This is a genomic window from Staphylococcus sp. ACRSN (genome assembly GCF_022346615.1).
Taxonomy (GTDB): Bacteria; Bacillota; Bacilli; order Staphylococcales; family Staphylococcaceae; genus Staphylococcus.
In genome coordinates this window covers 62,207-76,435 of sequence record NZ_JAKRNS010000008.1, presented here as the reverse complement: position 1 = coordinate 76,435, position 14,229 = coordinate 62,207, and the positions used below count along the sequence as shown (strand labels likewise).

Here is a 14,229-nt window from a genome sequence, read left to right as displayed (position 1 = left end):
CATTGACACCAAGTAAAAGATTGTTTGAATTAGACGCATTAAGAGGATTTAGTTTATTTGGAATTATATTGATGAATATATTAAGTTTCAGTATGCCATATGATCAAGCTTTTTTACCAGATATTATTCATAACAGTATTGATGAATGGATTTTACGTTTCGTTACACTTTTGATTATTAGTTCATTTTACCCTATATTTACTTTTTTATTTGGATATGGATTAGCGATAATGTATGAAAATAGCCAAATAAAAGGAATGAATTACTATTCATTTATTTACCGAAGATTAGTATTTCTCATGTTTTTGGGATTGATACATGGAATATTTATATTTTCAGGGGATATCTTGTTTGGTTATGCATTTACTGGCATGCTTGCTGTATTATTTATAAAATGGCAGCCAAGAAAATTAGTTACATTTGCGATTATAATGTTCGTTTTAAAACTCATTTTAATAGTAATTCCTTTTTCGTTATTAGCTTGGTTTACTCATAGGTATGGGGGTAATAATTTTACAGGTTTACCTTTGGATAAGTTGATTAGAATTAATCAAGAGGGAGACTATGCTTCCTTTTTAAATATAAATTTAATTGATGAAACATATCGTATCTTAGATGTGGTTACTACTTCTGCTTATTTTGAATTTTTACCATATGTCTTACTTGGCATAGCGGCACAAAAAATTGATTTAATAAGATTTGTTCAACGAAATAAACAACGTGCAATTAAATTTTCAGTACTATTCATGGGATTCGGCTATATCGTGAAACTACCACATGTCATTGATTATGGTAATAATGCTTATAGTAATGTAAGTTCGATGGTTGGTGGACCACTAGTTGCTACTGGCTATATCATATTGTTTATTGTCTTATGTCAATATCGAAAAATCAGTAGATTGTTAAAAATATTTAAATATCCAGGTAGAGTGAGTCTATCAGTGTATTTAGGTCAAAGTATCATATTTACGTTGATATACATGGGTTTTGGTCTCGGTTTATATTATAAATTATATCTATATCAGTCCTATATTCTTGTTATAGTTGTATATGCTATACAGTTAATTATTTCTTATATATATTTAAAACGCTTTAACCAGGGACCAATAGAATGGCTATGGAGAAAGGTGACATACTTAAATTAAAAATAATTAAGTGTTACTTTGTGGATTTTTTTTATTAATACTGGGTATTTATTTGTTATTAAGACGTAAATATAGTTATAATATGTAATAAGATAAAGATGAGGAGCTGATATTGAATGAAATTCCTATCATTCAGACATGAAGAACAGACATCTTATGGTGTGAAAGTAAAGCGTGAAGAGGCGGCATGGGATTTAAAGAAAGTCTTTGCTGATTTTGCTGAAGGAGAGTTTCATCCCAAAACATTATTAAACGGCTTACAACAAAATCAAGTCGTAGATTTCCAAGAACAAGTACGTAAAGCCGTAGTGGCAGCGGAAGATAGTGGAAATGCTGATTCATATAAAGTTAAATTTTCTGATATAGAATTTTTACCTCCAGTTACACCAACAAATAATGTTATTGCATTTGGACGTAATTATCAGGAACATGCAAATGAGTTAAATCATGAAGTTCAACGCTTGTATGTGTTTACTAAAGCGGCGTCTTCATTAACTGGTGATAATAGTACAATACCAAATCATCAAGATATTACAGATCAATTAGATTATGAAGGCGAACTAGGTATAGTAATTGGTAAATCTGGTGAGAAAATACCTAAAGGTTTAGCATTAGATTATGTATATGGCTATACAATTATCAATGATATTACAGACCGTAAAGCACAAAATGCTCAAGACCAAGCGTTTTTATCTAAGAGTTTAACAGGTGGATGCCCGATTGGTCCATACATCGTAACGAAAGATGAGTTACCAACTCCAGAAGATGTAAACATCGTGACTAAAGTTAACAATGAAATACGTCAAGACGGTAACACTGGACAAATGATTTTAAAAATTGATGAATTAATTGAAGAGATTTCTAAATTTGTAGCGCTACATCCTGGTGATATCATTGCTACAGGTACGCCAGCTGGTGTTGGTGCAGGTTTGAATCCACCGAAGTTTTTACAACCAGGTGATGAAATCAAAGTGACAATTGATAATATTGGTACACTGACAAACTTTATATCAAAATAAATATATTAGCCGGACTGTTAATTTATCAGTCCGGTTTAGTTATGTTGCTTGTGGTCTTTAGTGGATAGTTACTAAAATAAAAATGGTAAAAATAACTTTTGAAATATAAAAGCGTATTGCGTATTATATAGATAGTATATTTTTAAATATACTGCACATTTTATGCAATATGTTAAATACAAAAAATTCATTATTGAATTATATGAATTAATTTAAATCACAAGTGGGGGGATTTTTATGTTACATATTCATATTACGTCGTGGGTACTTGCAATCATTTTATTTCTTGCGGCATATTTTAATTTTTCTGAGAAGCAAGGACCAACGCCTTATTTTAAATCTATTCATATGTTTTTAAGATTAATAATGATTTTCGTCTTAATTTCAGGATTTTGGATTTGGATACAAGCATTTGGTTCAAATAATGCAGGTGGGCATATGCTACTTACATTGAAAATGCTATGTGGCGTAGCTGTTGTAGCTTTAATGGAAGTAACGATTGCTAAACGAAAAAAAGGGCAACCAAGTCATGGTATGATGTGGACGACAATTGTGTTAATTATCATAACAATGGTTATCGGTGTTATATTACCACAAGGTCCAATTACTAAAATGTTTGGATTGTAAGTTTGAAAGTGTTAATTATGCATTGTAATAGCATAATTAATTAAAACAATAAAATTAAAAAAGTACGCATTCGTTTAAATTTCAGTCGAACGAATGCGTACTTTTTTATTATTTACGGTATATTTTTAAAATTAGCATAAGATATCAAATTTTGTTTCTTCAAGCAATGGTATAAGTCTATATTTACAAGTACTTTTATATCAATAGAATTAATGCCAATTTTTAATTATTTTTTCTTCGAGCTTTATCAATCATAAATGTTTTACAAATAACTGTTATATTATTGATTACTGTATAACGGCAAATATAAAGATTATAGATTACGTGCTTTATATCCAATCATATTGATTATATCTTTGGGTCTACTATATGGTGGGGCATATGCAACTTCAAAATCAGTAAGATCATCAATTGTTGAGTGATGCATCATTGCCATTGATAAAATATCTATACGTTTATCAACACCGCTTTTTCCTACAGCTGCAGCTCTAATTATACGTCTATTACTTACATCGAAATAAACACGTAAATGTATTTTGTTTTTATTAGGATAATAACCGGCATGGTCATATTGATTGAGTTCAACCGATTTATAATCAAAATGTTCTAATTCTTTAGGAGAAACACCGACACTAGCAAATGTATAATCAAAAAATTTAACAATATTTGAACCTAAATACCCTTTAAATCGAATATTAGGATTCCCAGCAATTTGTTCTGCAATGATACTAGCACCTCTATGTGCACCCCAAGCTAAAGGTACGTGTGCAGGTAAATCGACATGACGGTAGTGAGAAGTAATAATATCTCCTAAGGCATAAATATTAGGAATATTTGTTTCAAACTTATCATTAACTGGAATATAACCATGTTCATCTAAGTTTAGTTGTGATGATTTCATGAATGATGAATTTGGTTTTACGCCAACACCTTCAATGATTAAATCGAATTGTTCTATTCTTCCGGATTTAAAATATACTTCATTGCCAATTACTTTTGTAACTGATTCATTTAAATGATAAGTAATATTGCGTTTATCCATTTCATCTAGTATAGGTTGATTCATATCGGCATCCATTAATTTATTGATGTGTTCAGAACGATGTATAAGTGTCGTATCAATATTACGTTCATATAGATTATCTACTACTTCTAAACTGATATAACCAGCGCCTATAACTAAAGCTTTTTGAACATGATTTTGTTCAATAAATTGATAAATAGCATCTGTGTCTTCCATATTTCTTAGAGTAAACGAAATTGGACTGTTTAAATTAAGATTGTTAGCACTGCAACCAGGACTTAATATAAGTTTGTCATAATCAACAGTGTATGATTGTTCAGCTTTTTTGTCATAGACAATCACTTTACTATTAGCATCATCTATAGCCGTTACTTCATGATAGGTTTTAACTGTTATATGTTTCTTGCTGTAAAATTGCTCTGGTGTTGCTTCTAATACATGGTCTCTTGAATTAACAACATTGCCGATATAATATGGTAATGCACAATTTGCAAAACTCATATCTCGATCCTTTTCAAATACAACAATTTCACTATCTTGATCTAATCTTCTAATTTGGCTAGCGACAGTCGCTCCACCTGCTACAGCACCTACGACTACTATTTTAGTCACATTAATCTACCTCCTATTAAAGCTTATAATGTTTATATTTTAGATTTAATAGACGTTTCATAAGGTATGTTTAATTCGAAAAATTGGTTTAGATATCTACCGATACCATCTTCGTTATTAGAATATGTGATGTCATTGGCCACATGTTTTAATTCATCTAAGCCATTTTCCATTGCAATACCATGTTTGGCATATTTTATCATTTCTAAATCATTGTCTTCATCACCAAAAGCAATAATTTGATTACGTTCAATACCTAAGTGAGTCTTAACGTAATCGATACCTCTAGCTTTACTAATACCTTGCTTAACAATTTCGATGACTGGGAATGGCGATCCCCAACGACGATGTTCAATATTTTCAGCATAAAAGCGTGTTAGCATTTGTTTTACACGTGGTATCATCACTTCTTCTGCTTCTACAAGGATTGAAGTAGGAGACTCAGTTAATGATGCTAACAAGTCACCAGTTTCCACTTTAGGCGTCCCCATAGAAAATCCATCAAATAATTTTTGATCAAAATTATTTATAAAAACATAGTCTTTAATTTCAGCTATTATATTTGAAACGCCATAATCATTAAGTGACTTGATTATATTTTTTGATAATTCTAAATCTAATACCTCATGAATCGTTTTAAATTGGTTGTCTTTTGGATGATGTACAAATGCACCATTAAAATTAACAACAGGTGTATCCAGATTAAGTTCGTGGTAGTAAATTTGACTAGCTCTATATGGACGACCAGTTGCAATCATAAGTTTGTGACCTTGAGCTTGTAATGTATTTAAAACTTCTTTTGTATAGGATGATATTTCTTTATCATCGTTTAACAGTGTGCCGTCTAAGTCTAAACATATTAAAAAAGGTTTCATTAAAATCTCCTTAAGTTATAATTATTAGTGTATGAATATCATAGCATTTTATTGGCGTTTTGTAAGATATTTGATATATTGTTAATATCATTATTAATGAAGAGGTGAGTCGAATGGATGAAGGATTAAAAGATAGCATATTAAATGCACTAGAAATGGTAATTGACCCTGAGTTAGGAATTGATATTGTAAACTTAGGTTTAGTATATAATGTAGACGTTGATGACGAAGGTTTATGTACAGTTGAAATGACTTTAACCTCAATGGGTTGTCCGCTTGGACCGCAAATTATGAACCAAGTAAAAATGGTATTAGCAGAAATACCTGAGATTTCAGATACTGAAGTTAATATCGTTTGGAGTCCACCATGGGATAAAGATATGATGTCTCGTTATGCCAAGATTGCTTTAGGAATTGGCTAAATCGAATATGAATAAATGAAGACTAGTTAACACACCTTAGACTTTTTAAAGTTGTGTTAACTAGTCTTTTTTAATATAAATTGGTAATGCTTCTATGAATAATCTTCTTTATTTAAAATCATTAAAAGGTAATTTTAAGGGAAAATATGTGGAATGAATTGTTAATTTAGGTAATAAAATACAAATCATAGCTACAATAATATTTATTATTATTATCGTGCAAAATTATTAAAATAATTGCAGTTGTATTACAAAAGTATTACAATAACTTAGTAAAATGGATGAAATATGCATGAATAACTTTAAAATTTAGTATGAAGGTTTGATTTAAAATGAATAGAGATTCAAATTTGGAAACGACAAAGTACCGTCATACACGCTATATGCCAGGTCTAGATGGTTTGAGGGCAATTGCGGTAATAGCAATAATTATTTATCACTTAAATAAACAATGGCTAACTGGTGGTTTTTTAGGTGTTGATACTTTCTTTGTTATATCTGGTTATTTAATAACAAGTCTTTTATTAAAAGAGTTTGAAGAAACTGGACGTATTGATTTAAAGCAGTTTTGGTTACGTAGATTGAAAAGGTTAGTGCCTGCTATGCTTGTTCTTGTTGGTGTTGTATCAATGATGACACTCATATTAAAACCTGATCAGATTGTTAATATAAAACACGATGCATTTGCGGCTATCTTTTACGTGTCAAATTGGTGGTATATCATCACAGATGTTAACTATTTTGAACAGTTTGCCTTTATGCCTTTAAAACATCTTTGGTCTTTAGCAATAGAAGAACAGTTTTACATAGTGTTTCCAGTTATATTATCAATCTTATTATTCACTGTAAAAAAATATAGAAATGTGTCGCTTATCTTTTTAGTTGTTTCATTAATTTCATTATTATGTATGGTTCTTATTTCACAACCACATATGGAACATTCAAGAGTGTATTTTGGAACAGATACAAGGCTCCAAACATTATTATTAGGTGTGTTGTTAGCATTTATATGGCCACCTTTTAAATTGAAAGTAAATCCACCTAAACCATTAAAACATACGATTGACTGTGTAGGTATTGTAGCTTCTTTAGGAATAATCGCTTTATTCATATTTGTAGATGACACGAGTGATTGGATTTATAATGGTGGATTTTATTTGATATCAGTACTAACACTTTTTGTGATATTGAGTGTAGTACATCCAACAGCATATTTTGCAAAAATGGTTGGTAACCCTGTACTAGTATTTATTGGCAAACGTTCGTATAGTTTATATTTATGGCATTTTCCTGTAATAAGTTTTATTCATTCTTATTATGTGGCTGGTCAAATACCAGCATTTGTTTATCTGATAGACATTGTGATTACATGTATTTTTGCAGAATTATCTTATAGATATATTGAAACACCATTTAGAAAATATAGTTTTAAAGCATTTTCACTCAATCGCTTTAAAAAAGTTTCGTTTGTAAGAACGGTAGCGTTATTTGTAATTTTAATTCCAACTATTTTTATTTTTGCAGGTGCATTTGATCAATTAGGAAAAAATACTAATCAACACAAACAAACATCGTTTACTTCTCATAAAGCAAATGACAAGACGCAAGATAGTAACAAAAATAATCATAAACAACAGAAGAAAGATTCAGAAACTAAAAACACAAATAAAATTGACAAATCAATTAAACCATTAATGATTGGTGATTCTGTAATGGTAGATATTGGTGAACAATTTACCAAAAAAATACCTAATGCTGAAATTGATGGCAAGGTAGGTAGGAATTTATATGAAGCGGTTCCGTTAATAGAACAAAAGTATGAAAAGTTCAATAAACCAGGAAATAAAGTTGTTTTAGAATTAGGTACAAATGGTGATTTTTCAAAAGCGCAATTAGATGAATTGATTAATCATTTTAATAAAGCGGAAGTATATCTTGTTAATACTAGAGTACCAAGAGGTTATGAAAAACATGTGAATAATCTTATTTCAGAAGCCAGTAAAAAGCATAAAAATGTAAATGTTGTAGATTGGTATAAACGTTCCAAAGGACATACAGAATACTTTGCGCCTGATGGAATTCATTTACAACCTTCTGGTGTTAATGCTCTGACGGATGAAATCATTAAACAAATAACAAAGTAATTGAAACAAAATCGAATAGACTGAGCCTTGGTGACTACTTATCATATTTGTATGTTAAGTAGTCACCATTTTTGTATTTTGTAAAAATAAATTTTCTAATCTGTAGTTATACTTTGCTATTTTAATAGAATTTGATATATAAAAATGGTTGAGTTGTGAAAAAAGACATTATTTAATTGAACAATGGTTTAACTATTATAAGGTTGGAAATATAAATAAAAGAATCGCCACTAGGTTTTTAGGATATAACTTCAGTTACAAAACTAGATAGAATCTCATATGTAGCATGACATGTATTAAATTTTATTATGGTTAAAAAACACGATAAATTTAAGTGTTAACGCTTGAAAATGGTTTGAAGAGGGACTATAATTAAATTAAGGTCAAAGAAAGTCAAAGTCAAATTTACTTTGCTTGATCAAACTCTGAATGATGAGGTGAATTATATTGGATATAAATCAAATGACCTATAAATTACAATCAACTATACAAAATGCTATGGAATTAGCTAAATCAAATGAGCAACAAAATATTGAAATTGAAGCTGTATTATCTGCCGCATTAAGCGAAGATGAAAGTTTATTTAATAGCGTTTTTGAACGTGCAAATATAGATACAAAAGCGCTCCAAGACGCTTTTCAAAAAAAATTAAAGCAATATCCCACAGTCCAAGGTGACAACATACAATATGGGCAATATTTAAGTGCAAAAACTAATGAATTATTTAACAAAGCTGAATCTTATATGAAATTATACGAAGATGAATATATATCAATGGAACATTTGATATTGGCAGCAATTGAAATAGATACAACTACTCAACAATTTGTAGACAATAAAAAAGAAGTTATTACTGAAATAATAAAGAAAATAAGAGGAGGAAATCATGTGACATCGCAAAATCCTGAAGTGAATTATGAAGCATTAGAAAAGTATGGACGTGACTTAGTAGAGGAAGTACGTCAAGGTAACATGGACCCTGTTATAGGTCGAGATGAAGAAATTCGAAATGCTATTCGTATTTTAAGTAGAAAAACAAAGAATAATCCTGTTTTAATTGGGGAACCTGGTGTAGGGAAAACTGCAATTGTAGAAGGACTAGCACAGAGAATTGTGAAAAAAGATGTTCCTGAATCACTGCTTGATAAAACAATTTTTGAACTTGACCTCAGCGCATTAGTTGCAGGGGCAAAGTATCGCGGTGAATTCGAAGAACGTTTGAAAGCAGTATTAAAAGAAGTTAAAGACTCAGATGGTAAAATTATATTATTTATCGATGAAATTCATATGTTGGTAGGTGCAGGTAAGACAGAAGGTGCAATGGATGCAGGAAATATGTTGAAACCAATGTTAGCACGTGGTGAGTTACATTGTATTGGGGCAACTACTCTAAACGAATATAGAGAATATATTGAAAAAGATTCTGCATTAGAAAGACGTTTCCAAAAAGTAAATGTTTCCGAACCAGATGTAGAGGATACGATTTCTATATTACGTGGTTTAAAAGAGCGATATGAAGTTTATCATGGAGTTAGAATTCAAGATAGAGCACTTGTAGCAGCGGCAGAATTATCAAATCGCTATATTACAGACAGATTTTTACCCGATAAAGCGATTGATTTAGTAGACCAAGCTTGTGCCACTATAAGAACAGAAATGGGATCAAATCCAACTGAATTGGATCAAGTAAATAGAAGAGTAATGCAATTGGAAATTGAAGAATCTGCTTTAAAAAATGAATCTGACAATGCGAGTAAACAAAGACTTCAAGAGTTACAAGAAGAACTTTCAAATGAAAAAGAAAAACAAAATGCTATACAATCTCGTGTGGAGGAAGAAAAAGGTAAAATCGCAAAATTACAGGAAAAGCGTACTGAATTAGATGAAAGTCGAAAAGCTTTAGAAGACGCAGAAAATAATTACAACTTAGAAAAAGCGGCAGAATTACAACATGGTAAAATACCTGAACTTGAAAAAGAACTTGAAGAGATGGAAGCTGCGTTTCAATATGAACAAAATAGTGACTCTGATCGCATAATTAGAGAAATTGTAACAGATGAAGAAATTGGAGATATCGTTAGTTCATGGACTGGAATACCTGTTTCAAAATTAGTTGAGACAGAACGAGAAAAGCTTTTAAACTTGGCAGATATTTTACATGAACGTGTCGTGGGTCAAGATAAAGCAGTAGATTTAGTTGCTGATGCTGTTGTAAGAGCTAGAGCTGGAATTAAAGATCCAAATAGACCAATTGGAAGCTTTTTATTCTTAGGACCTACCGGTGTTGGTAAAACAGAACTAGCTAAGTCATTAGCTTCTACTTTATTTGACTCAGAGAAACATATGATTCGAATTGATATGAGTGAATATATGGAGAAACATTCGGTTTCTAGATTAATTGGGGCTCCTCCAGGTTATGTTGGACATGATGAAGGTGGTCAATTGACGGAAGCAGTTAGACGTAATCCATATTCAGTCATTTTATTAGATGAAATTGAAAAAGCACATAGTGATGTATTTAATGTATTGTTACAAATTTTAGAAGAAGGACGTTTAACAGATTCTAAAGGTAGAGAAGTAGACTTTAAAAATACAATTATTATTATGACAAGTAATATTGGCTCACAAATTTTACTTGAAAATGTAAAAGATGCAGGTGTGATTACTGAAAACACAGAGAAAGCGGTAATGAATAATTTAAATCAATACTTTAAACCTGAAATTATCAATCGTATGGATGATATTGTATTGTTTAAACCATTAACAATTAACGATATGAGTTTAATTGTAGATAAAATACTGACGCACTTAAATATTCGTTTGATGGAACAACGCATTTCTATAGAAGTATCAGATGCAGCAAAACAATGGTTAGGTGAAGAAGCATATGAACCACAATTTGGCGCTAGACCATTGAAACGATTCGTTCAGCGTCAAATTGAAACACCATTGGCACGAAAAATGATTAGAGAAAATTTCCCTGAAGGCACAACAATTTCAATAGATCTATCTGATGATGGTTTAACATTTGAAGAACATAAACCACAAACACTTGAATAACCATCAATATTAAAGTGAAGTCATCCTATATTGTTTAACTATTGAAATGATAATATAAAAGGATAAAAAATAATTTAAATATAAAAGCCCTTAAATAAATCCGGTCGGATTTATTTAAGGGCTTTATTAATGCATAGATTTAATCAATTAATATGACGTTAGAATTTAAAAATGCGCATTAAAAAGACAAGCCATCAACTGACTTGTCAAAAAAAGATTTACGATTCTTTAGATTGATTTGATTTAGGTTTGATTACTAAATCAAAAAGTACAACAACAATTGTAAATACTACTGCTGCGATTAATGGTGTAATAAGGTTCAATGAACCGCCACCGTCTAAACTATTTAATACAAAATTAACCATTTCTAATAAGAGAATAGCCCAAAATAACACTGCGAGGTATTTCATTATGTAATGCCTCCAATTTAATATATATAGTTACATTATAAATAAGAAAGCGCTATTTGTATAGTATTATTAAGTAGAATATATTTGTTTGCATTGTACAAAGAAAATCTTTAATTTATAATAAAATAGGTATTTCACCTACATATTAGTCATAGTTCTTGTATTTGAAATGTGTATTATGTTAAATTAATACCTGGTATTAAATTTAAAATTAAGAAGGTGTTCACTATGAACGTGGGTATTAAAGGTTTCGGTGCATATGCTCCAGAAAATGTAGTAGATAATGCCTATTTTGAAACATTTTTAGAAACATCCGATGAATGGATTTCAAAAATGACAGGAATTAAAGAGAGAAGATGGGCTAGCGAAGAAGAAGAAACTTCAGATTTAGCTTATCAAGCGAGTTTAAAAGCAATAGAAGATGCTGGAATTGAAGCAACTGATATTGATATGATTTTAGTTGCAACATCAACTGGGGATTACCCATTCCCAACAGTAGCTAATATGTTACAAGAAAAATTAGGTACTGGAAAAGTTGCTTCAATGGATCAATTAGCTGCTTGTAGTGGATTTATGTATTCAATGATTAATGCAAAACAATTTGTTCAATCTGGTGATTATAAGAATATATTAGTTGTCGGAGTCGATAAATTATCAAAAATAACTGATTTAACAGATCGTTCGACAGCAATTTTATTTGGTGATGGTGCTGGTGCTGCTGTAATCGGTGAAGTATCTGAAGGCCGAGGTATTTTAAGTTATGAACTTGGTTCAGATGGTTCAGGTGGTAAATATTTATATTTAAATCCAGAAAATGGCAAAATCTTTATGAACGGTCGTGAAGTATTTAAATTTGCTGTTAGAATTATGGGCGAAGCTTCAACGAATGCCGTTGCAAAGGCAAACTTGCAACCAGAAGATGTAGATATGTTTGTTCCGCATCAAGCGAATATTCGTATTATGGAATCTGCGCGTGAACGTTTAGGAATCCCTAAAGAAAAAATGAGTGTATCAGTAGATAAGTTTGGTAATACATCTGCTGCTTCAATTCCTTTGAGTATTGCTCAAGAATTAGAAAATGGAAAAATCAAAGACGATGATGTCTTAGTGTTGGTTGGATTTGGTGGCGGCCTTACTTGGGGTGCTGTAACGCTAAGATGGGGAAAATAGGAGGATAAAATATGAGCAAAGAACAACGTGTAGTAATTACAGGAGTCGGCGCATTATCACCTCTAGGCAACGATGCAAAATCTAGTTGGGAAAATGCGTTAAACGGAGTAAATGGTATCGATACAATTACTAGAATTGATACTAAAGATTACAATGTTCATTTAGCTGGAGAATTAAAAGATTTTAATATAGAAGACCATATGGATAAAAAAGAAGCACGTCGTATGGACAGATTTACACAATATGCTGTTGTTGCAGCTCGTGAAGCTGTCAAAGATGCCAAATTAGATATCAATGAAGATAATGCTAATCAAATTGGTGTTTGGATTGGATCTGGCATAGGTGGAATGGAAACTTTTGAAATTGCACATTCACAATTATTAGAGCGTGGACCAAGACGTGTTAGTCCTTTCTTTGTTCCAATGTTGATTGCTGATATGGCTACAGGACAAGTATCTATAGACTTAGGTGCTAAAGGTCCAAATGGTGCAACGGTTACAGCATGTGCAACTGGTACAAATTCTATTGGAGATGCTTATAAAATTATTCAGCGTGGAGATGCAGATGCTATGATTACTGGCGGTTCTGAAGCTCCGATTGCACATATGGCAGTCGCTGGATTTAGCGCAAGTCGTGCTTTGTCAACAAATGATGACAAAGAAACTGCATGTCGTCCATTTCAAACTGGTAGAGATGGTTTTGTAATGGGAGAAGGTGCAGGTATCGTAGTACTTGAATCACTCGAGTCAGCACAAGCTCGTGGCGCGGAAATTTATGCAGAAGTAGTAGGATATGGTTCTTCAGGAGATGCTTATCATATTACAGCACCAGCGCCAGAAGGTGAAGGTGGCGGACGTGCGATGCAAGCCGCATTAGATGATGCAGGTATTGAACCAAGTGAAGTACAATACATCAATGTACATGGTACAAGTACACCTGTAGGAGATTTAACTGAAATTCAAGCGATTAAAAATACATTCGGTGAATCTGCTAAATCTCTTAAGTTGAGCTCAACTAAATCTATGACTGGTCATTTACTTGGTGCAACTGGTGGATTAGAAGCTATTTTCTCAGCGTTATCTATTAGAGATAGTAAAGTAGCACCAACGATTCACGCTGATAATACAGACCCTGAATGTGATCTTGATATCGTTCCAAACAAAGCAATTGATTTAGAAATTAATTATGCTATGAGTAATAGTTTAGGCTTTGGTGGTCATAATGCTGTATTAATTTTCAAAAAATTTAATGATTAACATATAAATATAAAAAGAGGATGTATCCATTAGGGAATACATCCTCTTTTTATATTGTAAAAGCGAGTATAATACTAATTATTAAATATATTAAATTAATGATAAAACCATTGATAACCCATGAAGTAACAAAATATTGTTCTCTTTTTATACGATTTGGTTTAAAAAATTCATCTTCATTCATGGTTTGTTGCTTCTTTTTATTGGAAAGTTGATACTTTAATCTTCGAAATCCATAACTTGTTGGATCTAATATACCTTCTTGAACAACAATAATCGCAAATAACATAATTGTTAAAATGATAGAGATATAAAATAGTATATTGATAAAATGAATTAAATTATGTATGCCGACAAGCCAAATAATGCAAGTTAAGATAGGTGTTAATAGTAACCATGTGAGAAATATTTGCTTACTTTTCATTTTTATACCTCCGTTATATATTAATTTTATTGTAACTTAAT

At 31.2% G+C, this 14,229-nt stretch carries 12 protein-coding genes; 8 read left to right on the top strand and 4 right to left on the bottom strand.

The window, feature by feature from the left end; translation table 11 throughout:
• Positions 1-2 precede the first annotated feature (2 nt).
• From MHZ36_RS08935 to MHZ36_RS08925, 3 genes are all read left to right on the top strand, one after another.
• Entirely contained in the window at positions 3-1,145 is a 1,143-nt protein-coding gene (locus tag MHZ36_RS08935; RefSeq protein WP_239231144.1) for a DUF418 domain-containing protein, read from the top strand.
• Positions 1,146-1,261: 116 nt separating this feature from the next.
• Positions 1,262-2,164 (top strand): fumarylacetoacetate hydrolase family protein, encoded by a 903-nt coding sequence (locus MHZ36_RS08930; RefSeq protein ID WP_239231143.1) that lies wholly within the window; start codon positions 1,262-1,264, stop codon positions 2,162-2,164.
• A 237-nt stretch (positions 2,165-2,401) separates the two neighbouring features.
• The gene (locus MHZ36_RS08925) at positions 2,402-2,791 is read left to right on the top strand and encodes a YisL family protein (RefSeq protein ID WP_239231142.1); all 390 of its coding nucleotides are present in this window, start codon (positions 2,402-2,404) and stop codon (positions 2,789-2,791) included.
• Between the two features lie 313 nt (positions 2,792-3,104).
• Here MHZ36_RS08925 and MHZ36_RS08920 read toward each other — a convergent pair whose 3' ends face one another.
• Both MHZ36_RS08920 and MHZ36_RS08915 read right to left on the bottom strand, forming a co-directional pair.
• Positions 3,105-4,427 carry a CoA-disulfide reductase gene (locus tag MHZ36_RS08920; protein ID WP_239231141.1) on the bottom strand — a complete coding sequence of 441 codons (1,323 nt, stop codon included), beginning with the start codon at positions 4,425-4,427 and terminating at the stop codon, positions 3,105-3,107.
• Between the two features lie 32 nt (positions 4,428-4,459).
• Complete coding sequence (locus tag MHZ36_RS08915) at positions 4,460-5,302, bottom strand: Cof-type HAD-IIB family hydrolase (RefSeq protein WP_239231140.1); 843 nt, start codon at positions 5,300-5,302, stop codon at positions 4,460-4,462.
• A gap of 113 nt (positions 5,303-5,415) precedes the next feature.
• On the opposite strand from MHZ36_RS08915, the gene MHZ36_RS08910 reads away from it, so the two are divergent.
• The 3 genes from MHZ36_RS08910 (at position 5,416) to clpB (ending at position 10,928) form a co-directional block, all read left to right on the top strand.
• Positions 5,416-5,724 (top strand): metal-sulfur cluster assembly factor, encoded by a 309-nt coding sequence (locus MHZ36_RS08910; protein WP_239231139.1) that lies wholly within the window; start codon positions 5,416-5,418, stop codon positions 5,722-5,724.
• A 332-nt stretch (positions 5,725-6,056) separates the two neighbouring features.
• Positions 6,057-7,868: an acyltransferase family protein gene (locus tag MHZ36_RS08905; protein WP_239231138.1), complete on the top strand. Its 1,812-nt coding sequence runs from the start codon at positions 6,057-6,059 to the stop codon at positions 7,866-7,868.
• 447 nt (positions 7,869-8,315) lie between these two features.
• Positions 8,316-10,928, top strand: coding sequence for an ATP-dependent chaperone ClpB (gene clpB / locus MHZ36_RS08900; RefSeq protein WP_239231137.1), 2,613 nt, complete (start codon positions 8,316-8,318; stop codon positions 10,926-10,928).
• Between the two features lie 218 nt (positions 10,929-11,146).
• Here clpB and MHZ36_RS08895 read toward each other — a convergent pair whose 3' ends face one another.
• Positions 11,147-11,338 (bottom strand): YjzD family protein, encoded by a 192-nt coding sequence (locus tag MHZ36_RS08895; protein ID WP_239231136.1) that lies wholly within the window; start codon positions 11,336-11,338, stop codon positions 11,147-11,149.
• A 228-nt stretch (positions 11,339-11,566) separates the two neighbouring features.
• On the opposite strand from MHZ36_RS08895, the gene MHZ36_RS08890 reads away from it, so the two are divergent.
• Together MHZ36_RS08890 and fabF are read left to right on the top strand one after the other, a co-directional pair.
• Positions 11,567-12,508 (top strand): beta-ketoacyl-ACP synthase III, encoded by a 942-nt coding sequence (locus tag MHZ36_RS08890; RefSeq protein WP_239231135.1) that lies wholly within the window; start codon positions 11,567-11,569, stop codon positions 12,506-12,508.
• A gap of 11 nt (positions 12,509-12,519) precedes the next feature.
• Positions 12,520-13,764, top strand: coding sequence for a beta-ketoacyl-ACP synthase II (gene fabF, locus MHZ36_RS08885; protein WP_239231134.1), 1,245 nt, complete (start codon positions 12,520-12,522; stop codon positions 13,762-13,764).
• Between the two features lie 49 nt (positions 13,765-13,813).
• On the opposite strand, the gene MHZ36_RS08880 is transcribed toward fabF, so the two are convergent.
• Positions 13,814-14,173, bottom strand: coding sequence for a DUF3899 domain-containing protein (locus MHZ36_RS08880; RefSeq protein ID WP_481867132.1), 360 nt, complete (start codon positions 14,171-14,173; stop codon positions 13,814-13,816).
• Between the last annotated feature and the right edge of the window lie 56 nt (positions 14,174-14,229).